The organism is Brucella anthropi ATCC 49188, assembly GCF_000017405.1.
GTDB classification, from domain to species: Bacteria; Pseudomonadota; Alphaproteobacteria; order Rhizobiales; family Rhizobiaceae; genus Brucella; species Brucella anthropi.
On the sequence record NC_009668.1, the window covers coordinates 228717 to 251667 of the forward strand.

The following is a 22951-nucleotide window of genomic DNA, read 5'->3' on the forward strand; positions in this document are numbered from 1 at the left end:
GAAATTCCGGTGTAAAACGTGCGCTTCATCCAAAATAATTAGCTTTCCGATAGCCCAACGATTTCAGCTTGTTGCTGATGCGAACCCCTATGATCACGGGTTAGTGCTCCGCTTTTGTGTTGACTATTAACACTCCGTTAACCACAGTTTGTTGCAATATGTTACAAAGCGTTATCACTCAGTTGTCAGAACGAGGTGTGGATTGAGCAAAAACCGGCAGACCAGACAGCAATCCTTGCAGGCAAGGGGGAGGTCTGCCGTGGCTGACATGACGTCGTTCTGGGGGCTGATGCGCGCCTATTGGGTTTCCGACCGCTGGAAGGAAGCCTGGGTTCTCACCATCGCAATCTTCCTGATGACGGCTTTTGTGAGCAAGACCACCGTATGGGTGGCCGAAGCCTCGGGCCTGCTCATGAATTCAATTGTTAACGTCAACACTGCGCCCGTTCAGCACCCTCTCATGACCATTGCCGCCAATGCGGGCATTCTTGTTCTGCTGATGCTGGCAAAGGATGTGATGCTGGTCGGTTCCCGCCATTTCCTGTCCACGACGCTGCACCGTAAATGGCGCAAATGGCTGAACGACCAGTTCTCCACTGCGCTTTTGAACGGCAAGCATACACATTTCCATCTGCAACAGGGCAGGGGCAAGGATCAGCCCGACAATATCGATCAGCGTCTGCAGGAATCGATCAAGGGCATGACCGGTGGGGCCATCGGCCTCGTCATGGGCATTGTCGGTGTGTTCCTGTCTGCTTTCTTCATCGGCCAGAAGCTGATCGAAATGTCCACCCACGTGGAGGGGCTGGATTTCCTCGGCAGTTATGGCAGCGCCGTTTTGGCCTTTGCTGCGATCGTGATCTACGTCCCGCTCGGAACGCTGGTCGCGATCAAGATCGGCAAGCGTCTGGAGCGCCTCAATCTCGGCATCCAAAAGGCCGAAGGTTCCTATCGTGGCGAGTGGACAACGCTGCTGCGTCGCAGTTTCCAGATTTCGGCATCCGGCGGTGAGGCCGTCCAGCGGTCGGTCAACGACCGCCTCTACAAGGATGTCGATGGCACCTGGAACCGGCTCAATCGTTTCGATGCTGCCTATCTCGCCTTCTCGCAAGCCTATGGCTTTCTGTCGAACCGTATCGTTGCCTATATTCCGGGCCTTTTGCCCTATATGAGCGGTTCCGTCAGTTTTCGGAACTATGTAACGGGCGCGGAACTCGTCGCAGCAATGATCAACGATTGCTCGTGGTTCATTCAGGTGATGCCGGCGATTGCCAATCTGCGCGCCAATGCGGGCCGCGTGATCGGCCTCGCGCAGGCTATCGAGAATGTTCAGGACCCGACCGATTTCTACAGCCGCTCCGGTATCAATCGCTTCGCTTTTGCTGAACAGCATCCGCGTTTCGGCCTGTCGGTACGCAATCTCACCCTCATGCAGGGACCGGATAGCGAAGCACCGTTCCTGCGCTCTGGCGTGATCAATATTCGTTCAGGCGACTGGGTCTATATGCGCGGTGAATCCGGTTCGGGCAAAACTTCCTTCGTGAAGGCGCTGAACGGCCTGTGGCCATATGGCACCGGCGATATCATTTATCCGCAGAATGCCACCTCGTTTTATGCGACCCAGGAAGCCAAGTTCCCCTCCGTCTCCTTGAAGCAGCTTGTCAGCCTGCCCGCCGATGAGAGCCTGTTCAGCGATCTCGCTGTTGCTGCCGTCCTGCATGAGGCGGGGCTGGGTGAATTCATCGAGCGTATGAATGACGCCGATGCCGATGGCACGCCTTGGGATATGGTTCTTTCCGGCGGCCAGAAGCAGAAGATCGTGCTGGCGCGCATTCTCCTGCACAAGCCGTCGATCATCTTCCTCGACGAGGCAACCGGTGCCCTCGATCCGGCTTCCAAGATGCGGTTCCATGAGGCGCTGAAGACGCGCTGCCCGCAAGCCATCGTCATCAGCATCATGCATGAGGACAAGCTGCCGCGGCTCGAAAACGGCCAGAACGTCTATTCGCATGTGCTGGATATCCGCAACGGCTATGTCTCGCTGCTTCCGGTCCATTTCGATACAATGCCGGATGTGGCTGCCGAAACGCCCCTTATCGCCGCCGAATAAAGCCTGTCTCATCGCTCGAAACACCGTAGAGTTGCAAAAGTCCAAATTTGGACTATATTCTGATCTGGACGATCGGAGGCAATTATGGCCAGAAGCAATACGGTGTTGAAGACAATGATAGGTAAGGGGCCTGATGTTCTCGACGCGGCTCGTTTTTCTCCTCATTCGCGCAAGCGATTGAGCGGGCCGGGCCTGCGTACATTTCTGACCATTGCCGATCTGTGGGGGCTGGACGAGCAGCAGCGGCTCATGGTGCTGGGTCTGCCTTCCAGATCAACCTATTACAATTGGGTGAAGGCGGTGCGCGAACGTCGCGATATCACGCTGGATGTGGATGTGCTGATGCGCTTGTCCGCCGTGCTTGGCATTCATCAGGCGCTGGGCGTACTTTATCCAGATGGGAAAGCTGGTATCCGCTGGCTGCACACGCCCAATCAGTCCGGTGTCTTCGGCGGTCATCCGCCGTTGAGCCTGATAACAAGCGGTCTGCAGGATGGTTTGCTGACAGCTCGCCGGTTTCTGGATGCGGCGCGCGGCGGCCTTTATATGGAACCGAACGAACTGGATCGCGAGTTCCGACCTTATCGCGATGAAGACGTGGTGTTCTCGTGAAGCGCAATCCCGCGCCACAGCCAAGCTATCGCCTGATCCCGTCGCGTTTCCCGCCGATTGGTCTTTTTGACACGGTTGCCACTGCTGCCGATCTGGAAGCGGTGATGGAACTGGCAGGCTGGACGAATGATCGTCTTCTGACTGAGCGATTGCAGCGCCTTCCGCACGAGGAATGGGTGTTTGGCAGACCCAATTCCAGCATCGTCATGGCGACGTTTCTGCATGTCGCGCCGGGCGGCATGCGCTTCAATAGTCCTGAGCTTGGCGCCTGGTATGCGGCGGCGCGGCTGACCACGTCCGTCGTCGAGGTTGCGCACCACATGCGTCGCGAAACCGTTGCGACGCAGCAGGACAGTCTGGCTCGCACTTTTCGGGTCTATACGGCGAAGCTGGAAGAAGATTTCGTCGATATATGCGGCGAACAGGCAGCATTGCCTGCCATCTACGATCCGACAGATTACGCCGCGTCACAGACGTTCGGCGAGGAGATGCGCGTGAGTGGCGAATTCGGAATCCTGTTCGACAGTTTGCGCCACGAAGGCGGTATCAATGCCGTAGCATTTCGTCCGAGCCGGATCGCTGAAGTAACGCAGGGCGACCATTATGAAATCACGGTCGAAAGAGCGTCTTCGCGCATTCAGGCGAAGAAGCTCAGTGCCTGAAAAGGCAGGCGTCGCCGCCTGCCTCGGTTCGTCCGATTATGACCACCCATATTCCTCATCGAGATCCTGAAATTTCTTCAGGTCAACGATGTCGCAATATTGCTGATAGGTGATCATATCGCCGGAGCGGGCCTTCGGCGTACCGTCGCGCTTGAGGACTGACAGCGTGTCGCTCATTGCCTTCACAGCCGAGAAAAGTGTTGAAAGTGCATAGAATATGACGTTGAAGCCCATCTGTTCGAGGTCGGCGGCCGTCAGAGCCACGGTTTCGTTGCCGTCGACAATGCTGACGACCTTCGGCCCTTCGACGTGTCGGGCGACAGCTTCGACTTCCGCGATGGTCTTGATGCCGTCGACGAAAACAAGATCGACACCCGTATCCTGATACATTTTCGCGCGGCGGATGGCTTCTTCCGCACCGGCCGCAGGCATGGCGTCGGTGCGGGCGATCAGGAGCAGGTCCTTGTCGGCGCGCGCCGCAATCGCGCATTTGAGGCGGCGCACATTTTCTTCTGCGGGGATCAGCCGGATACCGGCAAGCTGGCCACAGCGTTTCGGCGCCATCTGGTCTTCCAGATGAATGGCTGCGACACCGGACTGGATATATTCCTCCACCGTACGAACGATATTGGCCGGGCCGCCATAGCCAGTATCGGCATCGGCGATGACCGGAATATCCACCACGCGGGTCATATCCCGCGCATGGGTTGTCATTTCGGTCTGTGTGAGAAGACCAAGATCGGGCGTGCCGAGGCGGCTTGCCGTCGCGCCGAACCCGGTCATGTAAATGGCCGGAAACCCTGCCTGCTGCACGAGACGAGCGGTCAACGGATCGGGTGCGCCCGGCGCCTGAATGATGTGACCGGTTTCGATGAGGCTTTTCAGGGTCTTTGCCTGCGTCATCATTGTCTCCTTATCGCCCGCCCGAAACGTCAAGCACAACACCGGTAATATAGGCCGCTCCCGGTGACAGCAGCCAGATGGTTGCGTCTGCAACTTCGTCGGCAGTTCCAAGCCGCTTCAACGGAATGAGGTCGGCCATTTTCGCGATACTGGCAGGATCGGCAAAGACGTCCTTCTGGATTTCCGTGTCGATCACGCCGGGCGCCAGCGCATTGACGCGGATTTCCGGCGCAAGCTCCTTGGCGAGTGCGTAGGTGTAGGAAGCGATTGCTCCCTTGGTCGTCGCATAGGCGATATTGCCGACCATGCCGCCGGTACGGCCGGCGATGGAAGACAGGCCGACAATCGATTTACTCGGCTTGATGCCCGGATTGTTGAGGAAAGCACTGGAAACGTAGAATACGCTTTTCAGATTGACGGCCAGCACACGGTCCAGTTCGTCCGCATCGAATTCCTTCACGGTCATGCGCTGACCGATGATGCCTGCGTTGTTGACGAGATGATCGATGCCACCCCATTTGGCGGCGATATCATGCGCTGCGCGATCAACTGCGGCCTTGTCAGAGACATCCACAATGGCCGTCAGAACCTGCTCGCCATGTTTGTCCGCCATTTCCTGCAGGCGCGCGCCGTTCACATCCCAAAGCACTACCTTGGCCTTGAGCGCGATGAGCTTTTCAGCAACGGCCTTGCCGATGCCCGATGCACCGCCGGTGACAAGCACCACCCGGTCTGCAAAAAAATCGGCTAGAAACGCTGTTGAACTTGTCGTCATGAAATACTCCTCCTCGAAGAAGGGCGTCGCTGCGCGCCCATAGGTCACCGAAGAGAATCTGCAGACTCAACCATTCGGCGACAGTGGCTTTAAAAGCCATGTGCGGACACTTCTGTCAATCTAAGGTACAAGATTTTGTATGCTACTTGTAAAGTAGTTGTTTGCACGCTAATCATTGCAGTGGGAGTGAGACGATAACGGCCGGATCAGTGCTCGTGGCCTGTCCGTGATCGGGATTGCCTATCTGTTGAAAGTGAGCCGGATTGGCCTCGGTTCGATTTCCGCTGATGAAGCTCTGAACGGGAGCGCGCATTAACGTGTGACAGCTCCCGCAAAGATTATTGCATGCCGCTCATGCTGGAACGTGAGCGGAGACCTGGGAGGACATCGTGGTCAATTCCACTCTGAGTGCGGTCGGCGCAACGCCCGACCTGCGCGACAGCACCATTCGCAAGCTCAATCTGCGGATCGTTCTGTTCTGCTTTATCTGCTTTATCGTCAACTATCTCGACCGTGTGAATATCGGCTACGCCGCGCTTCACATGAACAATGATATCGGCCTGACACCCTATATGTTTGGCATCGGTGCGGGTATTTTCTTCATTGGCTATATGCTGTTCGAAGTGCCGAGCAACATGATGCTGCACAAGCTCGGCTCGCGCGTCTGGATTGCGCGCATCATGGTCACGTGGGGGATCGTGTCCTGCGCTATGGCTTTCGTGCAGGGCCCGGTTTCGTTCTATGTTCTGCGCTTCCTGCTTGGCGTGGCAGAAGCCGGTTTTGCGCCGGGCGTTCTGCTTTATCTGACCTACTGGTTCCCGGCCAAGGAACGTGGTCGCGCAACGGCCCTGTTCATGACGGCAACCGTGCTTTCCATCGTCGTGGGCGCACCGTTTTCCGGCTGGCTGATGGATGCGGGCGAGGGGCTTTTCGGTCTGCATGGCTGGCAGGCGATGTTCATTCTTGAAGGACTTCCCGCCGTGATCCTCGGTGTCGTGACCTTCTTCTATCTGGTCGACAGTCCGGAAAAGGACAAGCGGTGGCTCACCGCCGACGAACGCGCATGGCTGATGGCCGAACTTGCCAAGGAAAATGCAGGCAAGCAGGCCGATACCCGTCACTCGCTGAAAGAAGTGTTCAGCGATTACCGCGTCTGGCTTCTGACGCTGGTTTATATGTTCAACGGTATCGCTGTTTACGGCGTGATCATGTGGTTGCCGCAGATCGTAAAGAGCCTTGGCGACTATACCGCAGCGCAGACCGGGCTCATTTCGGCCATTCCGTTCGTGTTTGCCGCGATCGGACTTGTCGTGATTTCGCGTAGTTCGGATCGTACCGGCGAGCGCAAGATCCACACGGCAATTGCCGGCCTGTTCGGCGGTGTCTTTCTTGCCGCCAGTGCGCTGGCTCCGTCGCCGATCCTGAGCCTCGTGCTCCTGTCGGTCTGCGCGTTCTTCCTGTGGTCCTATCTCGGCGTGTTCTGGACGCTGCCGACGCAATTCCTGTCCGGCGCCGCTGCCGCTGGTGGACTTGCGGCCATCAATGGCTTTGCACAGCTTGGCGGGTTCACAGGGCCCTATCTGGTCGGCTGGGTCAAATCCACGACTGACAGCTTCTCGCTGTCGCTGCTGGCTTTGTCCATCTTCCCGATCCTTGGCTTCTTCCTCTGCATGAGCCTGAAAGCCAAACGGGACTAATCAGATTGACGGGTCCGGTTTTCGGCCGGGCCCGTTATCGTTGATGGGTGTAATTTGAATGCGGTTTCAACCGCTCTATACGTCGCAATGAGGCGTCTGTAAGATTCGGACATGAGAGAGATTCGAGGCAAGAGCAAGAAGTCGCTGGCAAGCAGCATCGCCGAACGTATTCGCGGTGCCATTGTCGATGCAGAGTTTCAATTCGGAGAGAACCTCTCCGAAGACATGCTCGCTGCGGCTTTCGATGTCAGTCGCACGCCGGTGCGCGAGGCACTCAACATTCTGCAGATGCAGGAACTGGTTCACATTGTTCCGAAGTCCGGCACCTATGTTTTCACGCCGACGCAGGAAGATATAGCCGAGCTTTGCGATTTCCGCGTCGGGCTGGAAGATCAGGCCATGCGGTTGGCGCTGATCGGCAATCGCAAGAAGCTCGTCTCTCAATTGAAAAAGCAGTACGATCTTATGCGCGCGGCAATAGATGAGGACGATCTGCGCGCTTACGGGCGTTGCGACACCGAATTCCATCTGGCCTTTTTCCGCGTCTGCGGTAATCGCTATCTCGCCCGTGCCTATGACAGCATTCTGGGGCGCGTCGCAGCCTTGCGGACACATCTTGCCATCGGTGCCGAAGGCGAGCCTGCGCGATCCTTCGCCGACCATGCCACCATCATCGAGCTGGCCGATGCCGACAAGCCCGAGGAATTGCGGGAAATACTGGAGGCGCACATCATGCGCACCAAGACCAATTATTTGAATGCTTTCAATCGGCTGCCTCGTCAGCCGGGGGACAGCCGCACGATGCGGCTGCGCCGACAGTTGTCGCTGACGAACGAGTAACAACCATTCAGGTCAGACGGCCCACTCAACATCCGTCGTAAACGCGATGGTCAACCACCGGTCCGGCCCCTCACCGCCGAGTGCATCACCGATTTCGTCGCGTAACGCATCCCACTCCTCGAGCTTTCGTGGCGGAAGATCGGGCGGAACGATGAAATAGAGTTCGATCTGCTTGCCGCGACCAACCTTGGCGACATAAGCGCGGTATGACAGAAAGCCGTTGCGTTTGACGAACTCTTCCGCAACCGCATCGACATGCTGCTTAAGGTCGACAGGCGTAACAAGAAATATGTCAGCCAATGCCTGTCTGATCGTGCCGACTGGCATGGGGATGATGACAAGACAAACAACCGCGAGAACTGCCGGATCGATATAGGGCGTCAGCCAGCCGAGTTCTGTTCCTTCAATGGCATAGCCGACCGAAAAAGCGATCAGAAGCGCTGCAGTTATGCCACCAGACATGATCCAGGCTTTGGCATCGAGTGCGACGAAATCTGATTTTAGGGTTCGGTTTGCGCGCATTTCCAGGAGTGCCATGCCCAGACAGGCAATCAGGGCAACGACGGCATAGAAAATCGCGTAGCTGAATTCGAGATCGCGTCCGCCATCCATCAGGCTGCCGACTGCGTTGATGAGCGCGTAGATCGCAACGCCGGTGAGCATCATGCCGTTAAGGCCAAGCACCATCGGTTCGAGATGCCAGAAGCCCATTGTGAAGCGATCGCGCAATTTTCCGCGTGGCTGTTCCGGCAAGGCAGAAAGGGCGATGAGGCGTGAGACGAGGAGGGCGAGCCCGCTCATCGCAGCATCAGCCAGCATGTAAACACCATCGAATACGATAGAAAATGAGCCGGATAACAGGCCGAAAACGACACCGAAACCAGCAACCAGAATAGTAACCGCTATGGAAATTTGAAGAATAGATTGTTCACTACGCAATTTTTACTCCGATATAAACCGCATGCAACGCGGTTTGGTTTCGGATGCGTATTTCTACGTGCTGAACCAATTCCGCGTTGCACGACAAATCTACACCAGCGGCCTGAATCTGACAAATCGCGTCAAATCTTGAATATTACTAGGCCCATTCCGGCACGCGGGTTGCTGATTCTCGCAGGATCAGTTCGACCGGCCATAATTCATGGATGTCAGTTGCCGCGCGTCCGTCGAGTATGTCCATCAGGAGATCGGCGCAACGTTTTCCCGCAGCGCGCATCGACGAGCGGGTTGCGGTCAGGGACGGCACCATATTGTCGGCGCTCAGGAACGAGATGACATCGTCATGGGCGATGACGGAAATATCCTTGCCGATAGTCAGGCCGAAAGAGCGCGCGGCCCGGTATATGCCAAGCGCAGTCATCATAGAGCCGGCAACAAACGCGGTCGGGCGCGGATCGCGCTCCAGAAGTTTGCGCGCGAGGCGATAGCCGATCTCGTCCGTGAAGTCGCCGTGCTCGACAAGTTCCGGATCGAAGGCGATGCCTCTGCTTTCGAGAGCTTTCCGGTAGCCTTCGTCGCGATGAAGCGAAAAGGTGAAGCCGTAGCGACCGTTTATCATCGCAATGCGACGGTGGCCGAGGTCGAGCAGATGGGCAGTCGAACGGTAAACCGCGCCTTCATTGTCGATGTCGAGCCATGCATGCGGAATATCGGTTTCAGATCGTCCGTGCACGAGGAATGGCATGCCCAGTTCGTGCAGCATGCGGATGCGCTCATCATTGGGCTTTGGAGATGTCACGATGATGGCATCGACGCGATGGCTGGTGGCCAGACGTCGGCAAAGCTGCACTTCGTCGTCGGTGCCGTTGTTTGCAATCGGGCTGACGAGAATATCGACTTCATCCTGACTGAGCCGTTCTGCCATGCCGCGCATGAACTCGGCGAAGTGAAACTCGCTGTTACGGCCCATCACGACGCCGATTGCACCGGCACGCCCGGTAACCAGTCTGACCGCGTTGACGTTAGGCCGGTAACCGAGGCGCACAGCCTCGTCCATGACCCGCTTGCGCGTGCTTTCCGCCACTTCGGGATAGCCGCTCAACGCCCGGCTGACGGTCGTGGCTGAGAGGCCGAGATGTTTGGCGAATTCACGGAGCTTCATTTGGCTTTCGAATTATTCAGGCAGGCAAGGCAGCGGATTATAGCCGCTTCCTTGCGATTAACAATTGGTCGGTTGAGTTCTTTGAACTGCTGCAACATATAGGGTGCACGAAAACCAAACCGATTTCAAGTTTGTTTCAGTTTTCGCTTTGTGATGTTTGGGAAGCTAAGGCTCCAGACCGACAATCAACAATGAAACAGAATGGTAAGATATTGAAATATCACTGTTTCATGGTTGGTGTTGGATGAAGTGAAGCATGGTGCAGAATCTGCGGCTTGACAGAAATGCGGTCCTCTGCAACCTTTTCGCCATCCAAACCGTTTTCGATTTTATCAAACCGCTTACAGAATGGATGGGAGGAGGGAACAATGAAGGCTTTTCAGGGTGTGCTCGCGGCCTGCGTGGCATTTGGTATGGCGACAGTGAGCGCTCATGCGGTGGAGATTTCCATCGCAGCCAATTCAACGGGCAATAACATCAAGTTTCTGCAGGAGCAGATCGTCAAGTTCGAGAAGGATACCGGCAACAAGGTCAACATCGTCTCGATGCCATCATCAAGCAGCGAGCAGTTCAGCCAGTATCGTCTGTGGCTTGCAGCCGGTAACGCCGATATCGACGTTTACCAGACGGATGTAGTCTGGGCGCCGCAGCTGTCCGAACAGTTTGTTGATCTGACGGAAGCCACCAAGGATGTCACGGGCGCGCATTTCCCGTCCATTATCGCGTCGCAGACCGTGAATGGAAAGCTGGTTGCGTTGCCATTCTATACTGACGCTCCGGCACTTTTCTATCGCAAGGATCTCCTCGAAAAATACAACAAGCAGGTTCCCAAGACCTGGGACGAGATGACGGCGACCGCCAAGGAAATCATGGACAAGGAGCGGGCCGAGGGAAAGTCCGATCTCTGGGGCTTCGTGTTTCAGGGCAATGCCTATGAGGGCCTGACCTGTAATGCGCTCGAATGGGTAAAGTCGTCGGGTGGCGGCCAGATCGTCGAAGCCGACGGCACGATTTCCATCAACAATGAAAAGGCTGCGGCAGCGATCGATCGCGCCAAGGGCTGGATCGGTTCGATATCGCCGCAGGGCGCACTCGCCTATCAGGAAGAGGAATCGCGCGGCGTCTGGCAGACCGGCAATGCCGTCTTCATGCGCAACTGGCCTTATGCCTATGCGCTTGGCAACAGTGCCGATAGCGGCGTGAAAGGCAAGTTCGACGTTGCGCCATTGCCTGCCGGTGCGGAGGGTGACGCGCCATCCTCGACGCTTGGCGGCTGGAATCTTGCCGTTTCCAAATATTCCACCAAGCAGGATGCTGCCATCGCGCTGGTGAAATATCTGGCTTCGCCGGAAGTGCAGAAGGTGCAGGCGGTCCAGATTTCGCGCCTGCCAACCATTGAAGCGCTTTACGACGACAAGGATATCATTGCAGCGCAGCCATTCATGGCCAACTGGAAGCCGATCTTCCAGAATGCAGTGCCGCGCCCGTCGGCTGCGACAAAGGTGAAATACAACGAAGTGTCGTCGAAATTCTGGACTGCCGTGCACAAGACGCTCTCGGGCAACGGTACGGCTGCGGAGAATCTCGAAATGCTTGAGGTCGAGCTGACTGAGCTGGAAGGCTCCGGCTGGTAGGGACCGATCAAGCCGCGTCCGGGTTGTCCTCCCAAGCCCCCGAAAAGGGCAGCCCGGACGCTCCAGTTTCTCTGAGCAGGACCAAGAGTGGGATCATGACGGAGACTTCTCTCGATATGTCAGGGAGCTCGGCCACAAAAAGCCGGGTTCACTCCGATCTGCGCGCGCAGCGTATCCGGTCGGCATGGGTGTTTCTCGCACCAACACTGATCGTGCTGGCGCTGGTGGCGGGCTGGCCGCTGCTGCGGACCATCTATTTCAGTTTCACCAATGCATCGCTGACGAGCCTCGGTACGGCGGAATTCGTTGGCTTTAACAATTATCTGTCCTGGGTGACGCTCAAGAGCGGGCGTACCGTCTATCGCGGTCTTCTGGCTGATCCCGCTTGGTGGGGTGCGGTCTGGAACACGATCCGGTTCACTATTCTGTCGGTCAGCCTTGAAACGATTTTTGGATTGATCGTCGCTCTGGTGCTGAACGCGAATTTCCGGGGGCGTGGGCTCGTGCGCGCCGCAATCCTGATCCCGTGGGCAATCCCGACGATTGTTTCAGCCAAGATGTGGGGCTGGATGCTCAACGACCAGTTCGGCATCCTCAATCATATCCTGCTCAATCTGGGCCTCATCAGCCAGAAGATCGCCTGGACGGCCAATCCCGACACCGCGATGATTGCGATCCTGATTGTCGATGTCTGGAAGACGACGCCCTTCATGGCGCTGCTTATTCTGGCCGGTCTGCAAATGGTGCCATCCGACATTTACGAAGCGGCCAAGATCGATGGCGTGCATCCGGTCAAGGTGTTCTGGCGTGTGACGCTGCCGTTGATCCGTCCAGCGCTGATGGTGGCGATCATCTTCCGTATGCTGGATGCCTTGCGCATCTTCGACCTGATCTATGTGCTGACGCCGAATAATGCGCAGACCAAGACCATGTCGGTTTTCGCCCGCGAAAATCTCTTCGATTTCGACAAATTCGCCTATGGTGCGGCGGCATCGACGATGCTGTTCCTCATCATTGCGGCGATCACCGTGCTCTACATGTTCTTCGGACGCGTCAATGTCGGCAGCAGGGGGGAATAGCATGATGCACTATGTGAAAACCCTCAGCTTCTATCTGCTGGTGGCGCTCATCATTTTGATCGCGGTGTTCCCGTTCTATTATGCGATCATCACCAGTCTCAAATCCGGGACGGCACTGTTTCAGGTCGATTACTGGCCAAGCAGTTTCTCGCTCGACAATTATGCCGGTGTTCTCACGCAGGGCAGCTTCCTACGCAGTCTTGGCAATTCATTGCTGGTGGCGACCGTTGTCGTGGCAATCTCGCTGTTGCTGGCGGTGACGGCTGCCTATGCGCTGGCGCGTGTGAGTTTTCGCGGGCGGGGCTTGTTGCTTCTCACCATTCTTTCGGTGTCCATGTTTCCGCAGATCGCCGTTCTGGCGGGTCTGTTCGAGCTGATCCGTTTTCTCGGTATCTTCAACACGCCGCTGGCGCTGATCTTCTCCTATATGATCTTCACGCTGCCGTTTACGGTCTGGGTCCTCACCACCTTCATGCGTGACCTGCCAATCGAGATTGAGGAAGCGGCCATCGTGGATGGCGCATCGCCATGGGTGATTATCACGCGTGTTTTCATGCCACTGATGTGGCCGGCGCTGGTGACAACCGGATTGCTCGCTTTCATCTCGGCATGGAACGAGTTCCTGTTCGCGCTCACCTTCACCTCTTCGGGCAGCCAGCGCACCGTGCCTGTGGCTATCGCGCTTCTGTCCGGCAGCAGTCAGTTTGAAATCCCCTGGGGCAACATCATGGCGGCTTCCGTCATCGTGACGGTTCCCCTCGTCATCCTCGTGCTCATCTTCCAGCGGCGGATCGTGTCCGGTCTGACGGCAGGCGGCGTAAAGGGTTAGGTACAACCATGGCAGAACTTCAGTTGCGCGATGTGCGCAAGTCTTTCGGTAACTTCGAGGTCATCAAGGGCGTGGATATGGATATCCGACCCGGTGAGTTCATGGTCTTCGTCGGTCCATCCGGTTGCGGAAAGTCCACGCTGTTGCGCCTCATTGCAGGCTTGGAGGAAATCTCATCAGGCGATCTGTCCATCGACGGAACGGTGGTCAACAGCTTCGCACCTTCGAAGCGCGGCATCGCTATGGTGTTCCAGTCCTATGCGCTTTATCCGCATATGACCGTCTACGAGAACATGGCCTTCGGCATGCAGCTCGCGGGCAAGAGCAAGGATGAATGCAAGAGCCGCATTCACAAGGCTGCGGAGATGTTGCAGCTGACGCCTTATCTCGAGCGCCTGCCACGCCAGCTTTCCGGTGGGCAGCGGCAGCGTGTCGCGATTGGTCGTGCCATCGTGCGCGATCCGAAAGTGTTCCTCTTTGATGAACCCTTGTCCAACCTCGATGCGGCACTACGTGTGGCTACAAGGCTTGAGATCGCCAGGCTCCACCAGAGCATGGAAGACACCACCATGATCTATGTGACGCACGATCAGGTGGAGGCGATGACGCTGGCCGACCGCATCTGTGTGCTGCGCGACGGACGCGTGGAGCAGATCGGAACGCCGCTCGAGCTTTACGAAAAGCCAAATTCGCTTTTCGTCGCCGGGTTCATCGGATCACCGAAGATGAATTTCCTGACCGGCAGATATAGTGAGCCTTTTGGCGCGCATACGGTGGGTTTGCGTCCCGAACATCTCGCTATCGTACACGAAAATGGTCACTGGACCGGTCAGGTAATCCATACCGAAATTCTCGGGTCCGACACCTATGTCTATATCGATCTCGGCCTGGAGGAACCGCTGGTGGTCCGCGAAAGCGGCGTGGCGGCGCGTAAATCAGGTGAGACGCTTTCGGTTTCCCCGATGGGTGAAAACATTCATCGTTTCGATGAAAAGGGCCGCGCCGTCTGACGCTGACCTCCCAAGCATAATGACACATGAGACAAATGGGCTGTGATGCCCGCAGCAAGGAGAATACTCGTGCCTATTCGTACCATCGTCTGGGGTGAAAACATTCACGAGCAGATCAATGAAACAGTGCGTTTGGTTTATCCGGACGGCATGCACAACACTATCGCCAGGGCGCTGAGCGAGGATAGCGCCATCGAAGCGACGACTGCCACCTTGCAGGAACCGGAGCACGGCTTGACTGAAGAGCGTCTCGCCAAGACCGACGTGCTGGTCTGGTGGGGCCACAAGGATCATGGTGGCGTCAGTGACGAGGTTGTGGAACGCGTGGCCAAACGCGTCTTCGAAGGGATGGGGCTTATCGTGCTCCATTCCGGACATTTCTCCAAAATCTTCAAGCGTCTGATGGGAACGCCCTGTGCGCTCAAATGGCGTGAAGCGGGCGAGCGCGAGCGGCTCTGGGTAGTCAATCGCGGCCATCCGATCACACAGGGGTTGGACGAGAATTTCGTGCTTGAGAACGAGGAAATGTACGGTGAACAGTTTTCCGTGCCGGAACCGCTCGAAACCGTGTTCATCTCGTGGTTCGCGGGCGGTGAAGTCTTCCGCTCGGGCATGACATGGCGGCGCGGTGCGGGCAATGTGTTCTACTTCCGCCCCGGTCATGAAACCTACCCAACCTATCATGATGCGAATGTGCAGACAGTTCTGCGCAACTCGGTCAAATGGGCCTACAATCCGCAACCGGCATGGACGGGCATTCACACCGCGCCGAATGTTCCCGTCGACAAGGCGCCAGAGCCGATTGTCGAGCGTGGGCCTAAACTGCACAAGCCGGGCGAAGCCGGTTATCGTTGAGGTGCATGATGCGTCTTCTTATTCTGGGAACAGGCGGCATGGCGAAGAACCATGCCGAAGCCTTCAAGGCCATCGAGGGCGTCGAGGTGGTTGCTGCATGTGACGTTTCGGCGGAGCGTGTCGATGCCTTCTCCGAAAATCACGACATCCACAACCGCTTCACGCGGCTTGAGGATGCGCTGGAATGGGGCCGCTTCGATGCGGTTGCCAATGTGACGCCGGATGCCATCCACCATCCGACCACGCTTGCGCTGGTGGGCGCGGGAAAGCATGTCTTCTGCGAAAAGCCGCTTGCAGAAAGCTACGAAAAAGCCGCTGAAATGGCGGATGCGGCAGAGCAGACCAATGTCATCAACATGGTCAACCTGACCTATCGCAATGTCGCGCCCCTGCAAAAGGCGCGCGAAATGGTGATGGCGGGTGAGATCGGCCAGGTGCGCCATTTCGAGGCGTCCTATCTGCAAAGCTGGTTAGTCTCGAAGACATGGGGCGACTGGAAAACTGAAAGCAAATGGCTCTGGCGCCTTTCGACCAAGCATGGTTCGAACGGTGTTCTGGGCGATGTCGGCATCCATATTCTCGACTTTGCCAGCTATGCTATCGGCAGCGATGTGGAGCGGGCCTCGGCACGTCTCAAGACATTTGAAAAGGCGGATAACAACCATATCGGTGAGTATGTGCTCGATGCGAATGACAGCTTCGTCATGATGGCGGAATACGCCAATGGCGCGCTGGGTGTCATTCACGCCAGCCGTTGGGCAACGGGGCACCTGAACGAGCTGCGGCTGCGGATCCATGGCGACAAGGGTGCGCTGGAAATCCTCCACGCACCGACAGGCTCAAGCCTGCGTGGTTCCATCGGCGAGGACATTGAAACGCCAGTCTGGCGGGACATCGATGCGGGAACGGTAGAGACGAACTACCAGCGTTTTGCGCGTGCTGTGGCCGATGGTACGGAACTGGAACCGAGTTTCCGTCACGCCGCCAATCTGCAACGGGTTCTCGATCATGCGATGACAGTGGATCGACCGTTGCCTGAAGTCGTGAGTGGATAAAAACCAGAAGCCCTCCCGGTGGGACCGGGAGGGCTATCGGTCAGTTGTCTTTGGTAAAAGTGTTGTCTACTTCACCACGGAAGAAGTCACGGCCATATATCAAAAGGCAGAGGACGACACCGGTCGCAAAAGCCCAGGCTGCACCGCGAGTGGCAAGAACCGCGCCGACCACGCCGGCAATGCCAAGATCGCGTTGGGAACGTGCTTCGAGAATGCCGACGCGAACCGAAACATATCCCTGAATAAGCAAGGTGAGGGCGAGTGCGACGCCAAGGATCGGCTGCACCAGAGTGACGATCGGCATCAGAAACAAGCCGGTATTGGTGCCCCAGCGAAATGAGCCTGCGCCACCAAAGATCGAATGCATGGCCTTCTTTCCTTGCGAAAAACGCTCGGTGATGACGACGTGCATAGCCGACCAGAGCGGGCCGCACATGCATACATCCGGTCCGAGAACACTCATTGCAGCATTGCGTCCGCCAAAGATGAGATGCGCCCGGTCGGGGTTGTAGTCCACTTTTTCATCAGGACGCGCTTCATCGGCTTCCTTCAGAATGGCGCGGCTTTGCAGGACATCGCCGAACACGACGATATAGGCCGCAAGCATTGTCGGGATTGCGCTGAGGAACATCGAAAGCGGCGGCAAGCCGAGGCCGAAAACCGTATATTCGCGCCATAGCGTGGTGAAATCCGGACTTGTGATCGACCATTCAAGCTTTGGCCACTGTGCTTCACCGAAGAGGGGAGCGATAACGACAGCGAGCAGAATAATCGGGAACACACCAAGCTTTCCGACAATGGCAAGCACCGGATTACTGTTCTTGATACGCGCAAAATGGCGGGAGAAGATGACGTAGAAGCCGAGGCCAACAGCAATGGTGATCGTGAACGGGAACGTATCGAAACGTCCGCCCAGCTGGAAAACCGATATCACGGCGGCAAATCCCGCGCCGACAATGATACCTGCCTTGATGGCGGCGGGAATAAGCTGCACCACCCGATGCGCCATGCCCGTCGCGCCGATAAAGATCGAGAATATGCCGAGCATCATCTGGAATGCGACCAGAGCGTGAACGCGTTCGGGACCTTCGGGGAACGTAGAGCAATAGGCCATCAGAAGCGGGATGGCAGGCGTGATCCAGCCCGGAACGACGGGATCGCCCAGAAGATGATGCGCAAGATAGAACAAGCCGTTCAGCACGACCACAGCAAGGGCGACCTCGAAAGGCATCCCAAGAAGTTCAGTCATGAGCGGGATGGCCGACAGATCCACTGCGCACATCAGCAGCCCTTGAAAATAATCGGGCCATTCGAATTTGTAGTGAACGAAAGGCAGACGAATTTTGAATGGTCCGGCAGGCCAATAGGGCTGCTCCTGACCGTCGATACGTTCAGTGCTCAATTTATTCTCCAAAGACACAGAGACAAGCTGCGGAGAAGCAGCTGTCAGCTCGCTTCTCCGGTGTCCGGTCCGTCAGGTCGTTATGTTTGATCAGAAAGCTTCGCGATAAAGCGCCAGAGCGTCGGCCTCGGTCACATCGACCGGGTTGTTACCCAGAAGCCGTGTTTGCAGCATCGCGTCGCGCGCGAGCATTTCGAGGCTTTCTTCCGTCACGCCAACATCACGCAGGCGGCGCGGTGCGCCGGACTTGTTCATCAACTCTTCCATATAGGTGACGAATGCTGCAGAACGCTCTTCCGTCGTGCCTTCGGATTTCTCCAGCAGCAGATCGCCAAGCTCTGCATAGAGCTTGGCCGCGCCCGCCATGTTGTAACGCAGCACAGGCCCCAGCATCAGCGCATTGGAAAGACCATGCGGTACATGGTAGTGGCCGCCAAGCGGATAAGCCAACGCGTGAACAGCGCCGACGGGCGAGTTGGAGAAAGCCTGACCGGCATAATTCGCGCCGAGTAGCATGGCCTCACGGGCATGACGATCATTGCCGTTTTCGCAAGCGGCGATCAGATTGGCCGAAAGAAGCTTCAGCGCTTCGCGTGCAAATGCGTCGGACAGCGGGTTCTTCTTGATCCGGCTTGTGTAGGCCTCGATTGCGTGGACCATGGCGTCGATGCCGGTTGCGGCTGTATGCAGGGCAGGCAGGCCACAGGTCAGTTCTGCATCGAGAATAACGAAATCGGCGTAGAGCTGACGGGCAACGACGCCCATCTTCGTGGTTTCACCGGTCGTCAGAATGGTGATGTTCGTGACTTCAGATCCGGTTCCAGCTGTGGTCGGGATCTGGATCAGCGGAAGACGGCTGCCCTGCACCTTGCCGATACCATACAGTTCGGAAAGTTCCTGTTCGGAGACAAGCAGCACTGCTGCGAGCTTGGCGATATCCATGGACGAACCGCCGCCCAAACCGAGCACGATGTCGCAACCAGCGGTCTTTGCTTGCTCGACGCAGGCAAACAGCACGGATTCCGGCGGATCGGCCACCACGTCATCGAAAACGCTGATACCGAAACCAGCTTTCTCCAAAGAAGCCAGTGCATGGTCGAGAACGCCTGCCTTGTGCAGGCCTTTGTCCGTCACGATCAGAATATTGCGTTCGGAAAACCGTTCGCCGAGGATTTCGCCGAGGCGCTTCGCAGCGCTCCATTCGACGAGCATCGAACCGACGGTGTCGAACGAAAATGGCTTGATCTCTGTTGTCATCATTCCACCCTTATCACATTCACCAGCGCCGAGGTCTCTCATTTCCTCACCGGCACACAACGCTGGGCTTATCCCGGACCTGCTTCTGTCTTGGGAAGGAAGCGTATCCGTAATTCTCCGATGCAGCCGATGCACCGGTGGCTTTGAAAGAAGGCCTTGGGAGAAACCTTCGATTGTTCAATATATTGAACGATGTTCAAAACCTAAAGATCGATACAGGATGGAAAGGCAGACTGTCAATTTCTCCCTTCGGCTAAGACGCTGAAATTAAGCCCTAAAAGCTGACAAGCGAAACATGCCTGAACATAAGTGGTTGAAAATGTTTACCAGTTCTTCGACGCCAGCCACACAACTTTGTGAATGTTTTATTTAATGCAGCTTGCCGGGCACTGCCTGACGCTACAGCGCGCCATGGAAAAGTACGTTCGCGTCTCCGCCGGATGCAGGATGGACGGAGAACCTCCTGCGCGGAGATCCATGACGATGCCGCAACCGCTTCGGTGGGGCCGTGCTGAACACTTCCGCACATTTTATCAAATGAGGATTCTAAAAAGTGACGAAACAAGCAGGATTTGCACTTGACCTCAACCAAGGTTGAGGAACTAGAGAAGCATGGCCGATCATCTGGAGTATCGCCCATGCGCTTGTCGCTTCTTCTTGTTCCCCTGGCATTTCCCGCTGCGCTCTTCGTCTCAACAGCTGCCTTTGGCGCGGAGGATGACGCTAGTGCGGGAGAAAAACTCTTCAAGCGGTGCTCCGTCTGCCACACAGCCGAGGCTGACAAGAGCAAGCGTGGGCCGTCATTGAACGGTGTCGTGGGCCGAACAGCCGCATCCTATCCCGGCTACCCCTATTCGGACGCGATGCGCAAGGCCGCCGCCGAGGGGCTTGTCTGGAATGAGGATGAACTGAAGAGCTTTCTCAGGAAACCGCAGGCCAGGGTCAAAGGCACCTGGATGGTTTTTGCCGGACTGACCAAGGAAAAAGACCTCGAAAACATGATTGCCTATCTGAAACAGCATTCCGAGTAGTGCTCGTTTCAGTTCGATGTGGCCGAGCGGGTATCCCGCCGCAAGGCCATAGCCGGTCGGAAACGCTGCGGGGTGTTTCCGACCGGCGCTACACAGGTATTCAATCCGAAGGGTTTGCAAGATGATGAACAGAAACGTGCTGCACTTAGATCGCGACGCAATAGGTGCTGTTTCGAAACGAGAGTTCGCGGATGCGATGTCGCGGATGGCATCCACCGTGTCCGTGGTGACAGCGTGCGATGCAGGAGAGGCCCATGGTCGCACGGTAACCGCAGTCTTATCACTTTCAGCAGAACCGCCGATGGTTCTGGTCTCGGTGAAAAGTGACAGTGCACTGGCTACAGCAATCATGGCGGATGGCGGTTTCTCGCTTGCCATGCTCGCGGAAGGGCAGGAAATGATCGGTGATGCCTTCGCAGGCAAGGTACAGCATGCGCAACGCTTCCTCATCGGCGTATGGGGGGAATGGCCGTCTGGCAGGCCGCATCTCTTTGGCGCTTCGGCTGCCATCGATTGCGAATTGGCGGGCAGCGTTCCAATGGCGGATCACACGCTTTTTGCCGGGCTGGTAACGGACACTGATTTGCCGTTGCATTCACGCCCATTGCTATGGGCGCGCCGCAATTATCGCGCACTGAGACATGACACGGATTTATGAGATATCTTGCATTGCCATGAGGCCGCAGCCTACACAGTTTGCATGATTGAGTTTGACGATATGGAACAGTCTGGTCTCAAGAAAAGCCTGGCGGTCGGTGATGTTTCCCGGCGCGCCGGTGTGGCGGTCTCCACGGTTCATTTCTATGAAACCAAGGGCCTGATCGAAGGCTGGCGTACGGAAGGAAACCAGCGTCGCTATCACCGCGCTGTGCTGCGCCGCATCGCCATTATCAAGATCGCGCAGCGCGCGGGCATCCCTCTGGTGATCATTCGTGAGGCCTTGGCGGATCTTCCGCACGATCACGTGCCAACGGTAGAAGACTGGCGGCGGTTTTCTGAAGCCTGGAAAGATATGCTTCAGGAACGTATCGACAGTCTGATGCAGCTTCGCGACCAGATAACGAGCTGCATCGGCTGCGGTTGTCTCTCGCTTTCCGAATGTCCGTTGCGAAATCCCGATGATGTCCTTGGACAACAGGGCGCTGGTCCCAGAAGGTTGATGGTCAAGTCCGGCAACCACACCTAATCGCACAGGGCCTGCATTGAGCCTTCTTTGACCGCAAATAGAGCACGTGGTGTGCTGCATCAGGTCTTTTCGCTGCGGTCTCGGTGCCGCGAAATTCATAATCGTCGTTATAGCAGCCATTCCATCGCGCAAAGTCTAAAGTGCTAGACGCATGGATCGGCCTGCCTGTACCTTACCTGTCGTCTGATCGATAGGCAGGGAGGGCCTCGCATGGACGTGACGATCATAACGGGAGCATCGGATGGGATCGGTGCCGAAACTGCACGGCAGATTGCCCGGCGTGACCGTGCCAATGCTGCTCTGGTGCTTGCTGCGCGCAATGTTGAAAAGCTGGAAAATCTGGCCATCGAATTGCGGCAACTGGGCAGTTCTGTTCTCGTGGTACCAACCGATGTGAAAGATCGTACAGCCTGTATCGATCTTATCAATAAAACCGTTTCCGCTTTCGGTTGTATCGACACTTTGATTGTGAATGCAGGCATGTCGGCCCACGCCAATTTTGCTGAGATCAAACCAGATGATCTCAACTGGATGCATGATCTGATGGAGTTGAATTACTGGGGTAGCGTCTGGCCCATTCATGCAGCACTTCCGTATCTTGCCGCCAGCAAGGGACGGATCGTGGCTGTGTCTTCTGTTGCCGGATTGATCGGTGTGCCGGGGCGCACTGCCTATAGCGGAACGAAGTTCGCTCTTTCGGGTTTTTGCGAGGCGCTTCGCGCGGAACTGGAACCAAGCGGTATATCCATTACCATCGTCTATCCGGGCGTCGTCAAAACCGACATTCGCAAGGTGGGTTACAGCGCAAGCGGCGGTGCGCTGGGAACAAGTGGTGTGCGCGAAGATGACATGATGCCCGTCGAGGAAGCTGTGCGGCTGATGCTGGAAGGCGTGCAGGCTCGCAAGCGTGAAGTGTTGATGACACGCCAGATGCGATTCGGGCGCTGGTTGAAACTGATTGCCCCCTCAATGGTGGATCGCATGGCCCTCAAGGCCATCAAACCGGAGTTCAGACCGAAACCGATTAAGCCAGCTGGGTGAAGAACGCTTCGTTCATTCCACGCTTTGCGGCCAACTATCTATTGACGAGTTTTTAACTTCGACTACTATATATAGTGTTCTAGGTTCTTTCGATTCGTTGGGTCGAAAGCTAAGACGGGAATCCGGTGCGTTTCATCCATGACGGATGCGGCAATGCCGGAGCTGCCCCCGCAACTGTAAGCGGAGAGTTCTGTCCATCACGTCACTGGCTTTGGCTGGGAAGGCGGACAGAATGTTGATCCGTGAGCCAGGAGACCTGCCTTGAACGAGTACGTCCACGGGCGGGGTGTCCGGTTGGCGCGCAATCTTGTGTGGCAAATCGTTGCCTTACGGGTTGCTGCCCCGAACTTCCCGCTCATAGCTTCGGGGTGAAGTCCATGTCCAGTTTATTCAGTTTCGGTTCCGATCCTCCCTTCGAGGCATAGTTTGTGTGGTCAGGCTGCTTGTTCGTGCGGCTGGCCGATCCCGTATCTCATGTCTTTCGACGCGCATTTTGCGATGCGCGAACGGCTCTTTGCGTCTCCTATCGAGAGTATTCCAGTTTAAACCGGACCGTTGGAAATACTCTATCTCTTTGTTTTTATGCATGTCTTAACCCCAAAACCGGTTCCCACTTTTGGGAGACATGCTCCAGTGAGGAAAAAATGAACGTCACCGTTTACAGCAAACCCGCCTGCGTCCAGTGCACGGCCACCACGCGCGCCCTCGACCGCCAGGGTATCGAATATGAAGTCATCGATATCTCCGCCGATGCCGATGCTTTCCATCTCGTTCAAGACATGGGTTATCGCCAGGTGCCGGTGGTTGTGGCAGGTGAATCCCATTGGGCGGGCTTCCGGCCCGATATGATCAGCGCTCTCGCCTGAGGGCTA

The 22951-nt window shown here is 56.5% G+C and carries 22 protein-coding genes and 1 riboswitch; of the genes, 16 read left to right on the forward strand and 6 right to left on the reverse strand.

All coding sequences use genetic code 11. The features are described 5' to 3' along the window. The first annotated feature begins 259 nt into the window (after positions 1-259). From OANT_RS15190 to OANT_RS15200, 3 genes are all read left to right on the forward strand, one after another. Complete coding sequence (locus OANT_RS15190) at positions 260-2110, forward strand: ABC transporter ATP-binding protein/permease (protein WP_049768428.1); 1851 nt, start codon at positions 260-262, stop codon at positions 2108-2110. 84 nt (positions 2111-2194) lie between these two features. Next, entirely contained in the window at positions 2195-2722 is a 528-nt protein-coding gene (locus OANT_RS15195) for an MbcA/ParS/Xre antitoxin family protein (RefSeq protein WP_011982672.1), read from the forward strand. Then, on the forward strand, positions 2719-3384 hold the full coding sequence (locus tag OANT_RS15200) for an RES family NAD+ phosphorylase (RefSeq protein WP_011982673.1): 666 nt from the start codon (positions 2719-2721) through the stop codon (positions 3382-3384). Before OANT_RS15195 ends, OANT_RS15200 begins: the two co-directional genes overlap by 4 nt. Positions 3385-3420: 36 nt before the next feature. On the opposite strand, the gene OANT_RS15205 is transcribed toward OANT_RS15200, so the two are convergent. Beyond that, positions 3421-4290 (reverse strand): isocitrate lyase/PEP mutase family protein, encoded by an 870-nt coding sequence (locus OANT_RS15205; protein WP_235915741.1) that lies wholly within the window; start codon positions 4288-4290, stop codon positions 3421-3423. Between the two features lie 7 nt (positions 4291-4297). After that, positions 4298-5062 carry an SDR family NAD(P)-dependent oxidoreductase gene (locus OANT_RS15210; RefSeq protein ID WP_011982675.1) on the reverse strand — a complete coding sequence of 255 codons (765 nt, stop codon included), beginning with the start codon at positions 5060-5062 and terminating at the stop codon, positions 4298-4300. A gap of 389 nt (positions 5063-5451) precedes the next feature. Here OANT_RS15210 and OANT_RS15215 point away from each other — a divergent pair, with 389 nt between their 5' ends. Together OANT_RS15215 and OANT_RS15220 are read left to right on the forward strand one after the other, a co-directional pair. Continuing rightward, on the forward strand, positions 5452-6759 hold the full coding sequence (locus OANT_RS15215; protein WP_010660896.1) for an MFS transporter: 1308 nt from the start codon (positions 5452-5454) through the stop codon (positions 6757-6759). Between the two features lie 111 nt (positions 6760-6870). Next, complete coding sequence (locus OANT_RS15220) at positions 6871-7599, forward strand: GntR family transcriptional regulator (RefSeq protein WP_011982676.1); 729 nt, start codon at positions 6871-6873, stop codon at positions 7597-7599. Positions 7600-7611: 12 nt separating this feature from the next. On the opposite strand, the gene OANT_RS15225 is transcribed toward OANT_RS15220, so the two are convergent. Both OANT_RS15225 and OANT_RS15230 read right to left on the reverse strand, forming a co-directional pair. Then, complete coding sequence (locus tag OANT_RS15225) at positions 7612-8538, reverse strand: cation diffusion facilitator family transporter (protein WP_011982677.1); 927 nt, start codon at positions 8536-8538, stop codon at positions 7612-7614. 139 nt (positions 8539-8677) lie between these two features. Then, positions 8678-9700 (reverse strand): substrate-binding domain-containing protein, encoded by a 1023-nt coding sequence (locus OANT_RS15230; protein WP_010660899.1) that lies wholly within the window; start codon positions 9698-9700, stop codon positions 8678-8680. 368 nt (positions 9701-10068) lie between these two features. On the opposite strand from OANT_RS15230, the gene OANT_RS15235 reads away from it, so the two are divergent. The 6 genes from OANT_RS15235 (at position 10069) to OANT_RS15260 (ending at position 16162) form a co-directional block, all read left to right on the forward strand. After that, positions 10069-11334: an ABC transporter substrate-binding protein gene (locus tag OANT_RS15235; RefSeq protein ID WP_011982678.1), complete on the forward strand. Its 1266-nt coding sequence runs from the start codon at positions 10069-10071 to the stop codon at positions 11332-11334. Positions 11335-11429: 95 nt separating this feature from the next. Then, positions 11430-12413: a carbohydrate ABC transporter permease gene (locus tag OANT_RS15240; protein WP_040128466.1), complete on the forward strand. Its 984-nt coding sequence runs from the start codon at positions 11430-11432 to the stop codon at positions 12411-12413. 1 nt (position 12414) lies between these two features. Continuing rightward, positions 12415-13242: a carbohydrate ABC transporter permease gene (locus OANT_RS15245; protein WP_011982680.1), complete on the forward strand. Its 828-nt coding sequence runs from the start codon at positions 12415-12417 to the stop codon at positions 13240-13242. An 8-nt stretch (positions 13243-13250) separates the two neighbouring features. Continuing rightward, complete coding sequence (locus tag OANT_RS15250) at positions 13251-14252, forward strand: ABC transporter ATP-binding protein (RefSeq protein WP_011982681.1); 1002 nt, start codon at positions 13251-13253, stop codon at positions 14250-14252. A 69-nt stretch (positions 14253-14321) separates the two neighbouring features. Continuing rightward, positions 14322-15107, forward strand: coding sequence for a ThuA domain-containing protein (locus OANT_RS15255; RefSeq protein ID WP_011982682.1), 786 nt, complete (start codon positions 14322-14324; stop codon positions 15105-15107). A gap of 8 nt (positions 15108-15115) precedes the next feature. Continuing rightward, positions 15116-16162: a Gfo/Idh/MocA family protein gene (locus OANT_RS15260; RefSeq protein ID WP_011982683.1), complete on the forward strand. Its 1047-nt coding sequence runs from the start codon at positions 15116-15118 to the stop codon at positions 16160-16162. A gap of 40 nt (positions 16163-16202) precedes the next feature. Here OANT_RS15260 and OANT_RS15265 read toward each other — a convergent pair whose 3' ends face one another. Next, complete coding sequence (locus OANT_RS15265; protein WP_010660906.1) at positions 16203-17564, reverse strand: hypothetical protein; 1362 nt, start codon at positions 17562-17564, stop codon at positions 16203-16205. A 90-nt stretch (positions 17565-17654) separates the two neighbouring features. After that, positions 17655-18824, reverse strand: a complete 1170-nt coding sequence (locus OANT_RS15270) for an iron-containing alcohol dehydrogenase (RefSeq protein WP_036579386.1) — start codon at positions 18822-18824, stop codon at positions 17655-17657. A 635-nt stretch (positions 18825-19459) separates the two neighbouring features. On the opposite strand from OANT_RS15270, the gene OANT_RS15275 reads away from it, so the two are divergent. The 5 genes from OANT_RS15275 (at position 19460) to nrdH (ending at position 22945) form a co-directional block, all read left to right on the forward strand. Further along, positions 19460-19852, forward strand: coding sequence for a c-type cytochrome (locus OANT_RS15275; protein WP_011982685.1), 393 nt, complete (start codon positions 19460-19462; stop codon positions 19850-19852). Positions 19853-19973: 121 nt separating this feature from the next. Further along, positions 19974-20510, forward strand: a complete 537-nt coding sequence (locus tag OANT_RS15280; protein ID WP_011982686.1) for a flavin reductase family protein — start codon at positions 19974-19976, stop codon at positions 20508-20510. A 60-nt stretch (positions 20511-20570) separates the two neighbouring features. After that, entirely contained in the window at positions 20571-21038 is a 468-nt protein-coding gene (soxR, locus tag OANT_RS15285; RefSeq protein ID WP_040128766.1) for a redox-sensitive transcriptional activator SoxR, read from the forward strand. Positions 21039-21248: 210 nt separating this feature from the next. Continuing rightward, a complete protein-coding gene (locus tag OANT_RS15290) occupies positions 21249-22079 on the forward strand; it encodes an SDR family oxidoreductase (protein WP_011982688.1) in 831 nt (276 codons plus the stop codon). A 64-nt stretch (positions 22080-22143) separates the two neighbouring features. Continuing rightward, positions 22144-22357, forward strand: a riboswitch (cobalamin riboswitch). 366 nt (positions 22358-22723) lie between these two features. Further along, complete coding sequence (nrdH, locus tag OANT_RS15295; RefSeq protein WP_010660916.1) at positions 22724-22945, forward strand: glutaredoxin-like protein NrdH; 222 nt, start codon at positions 22724-22726, stop codon at positions 22943-22945. Positions 22946-22951 lie beyond the last annotated feature (6 nt).

Coding starts and splice junctions, on each gene's coding strand:
- OANT_RS15275 (WP_011982685.1), top strand. CDS start 19,460: ATGCGCTTGTCGCTTCTTCTTGTTCCCCTGGCATTTCCCGCTGCGCTC.
- OANT_RS15205 (WP_235915741.1), bottom strand. CDS start 4,290: ATGATGACGCAGGCAAAGACCCTGAAAAGCCTCATCGAAACCGGTCAC.
- soxR (WP_040128766.1), top strand. CDS start 20,571: ATGGAACAGTCTGGTCTCAAGAAAAGCCTGGCGGTCGGTGATGTTTCC.
- OANT_RS15210 (WP_011982675.1), bottom strand. CDS start 5,062: ATGACGACAAGTTCAACAGCGTTTCTAGCCGATTTTTTTGCAGACCGG.
- OANT_RS15280 (WP_011982686.1), top strand. CDS start 19,974: ATGATGAACAGAAACGTGCTGCACTTAGATCGCGACGCAATAGGTGCT.
- OANT_RS15260 (WP_011982683.1), top strand. CDS start 15,116: ATGCGTCTTCTTATTCTGGGAACAGGCGGCATGGCGAAGAACCATGCC.
- OANT_RS15290 (WP_011982688.1), top strand. CDS start 21,249: ATGGACGTGACGATCATAACGGGAGCATCGGATGGGATCGGTGCCGAA.
- OANT_RS15195 (WP_011982672.1), top strand. CDS start 2,195: ATGGCCAGAAGCAATACGGTGTTGAAGACAATGATAGGTAAGGGGCCT.
- OANT_RS15230 (WP_010660899.1), bottom strand. CDS start 9,700: ATGAAGCTCCGTGAATTCGCCAAACATCTCGGCCTCTCAGCCACGACC.
- OANT_RS15270 (WP_036579386.1), bottom strand. CDS start 18,824: ATGATGACAACAGAGATCAAGCCATTTTCGTTCGACACCGTCGGTTCG.
- OANT_RS15235 (WP_011982678.1), top strand. CDS start 10,069: ATGAAGGCTTTTCAGGGTGTGCTCGCGGCCTGCGTGGCATTTGGTATG.
- OANT_RS15245 (WP_011982680.1), top strand. CDS start 12,415: ATGATGCACTATGTGAAAACCCTCAGCTTCTATCTGCTGGTGGCGCTC.
- OANT_RS15240 (WP_040128466.1), top strand. CDS start 11,430: ATGACGGAGACTTCTCTCGATATGTCAGGGAGCTCGGCCACAAAAAGC.
- OANT_RS15250 (WP_011982681.1), top strand. CDS start 13,251: ATGGCAGAACTTCAGTTGCGCGATGTGCGCAAGTCTTTCGGTAACTTC.
- nrdH (WP_010660916.1), top strand. CDS start 22,724: ATGAACGTCACCGTTTACAGCAAACCCGCCTGCGTCCAGTGCACGGCC.
- OANT_RS15220 (WP_011982676.1), top strand. CDS start 6,871: ATGAGAGAGATTCGAGGCAAGAGCAAGAAGTCGCTGGCAAGCAGCATC.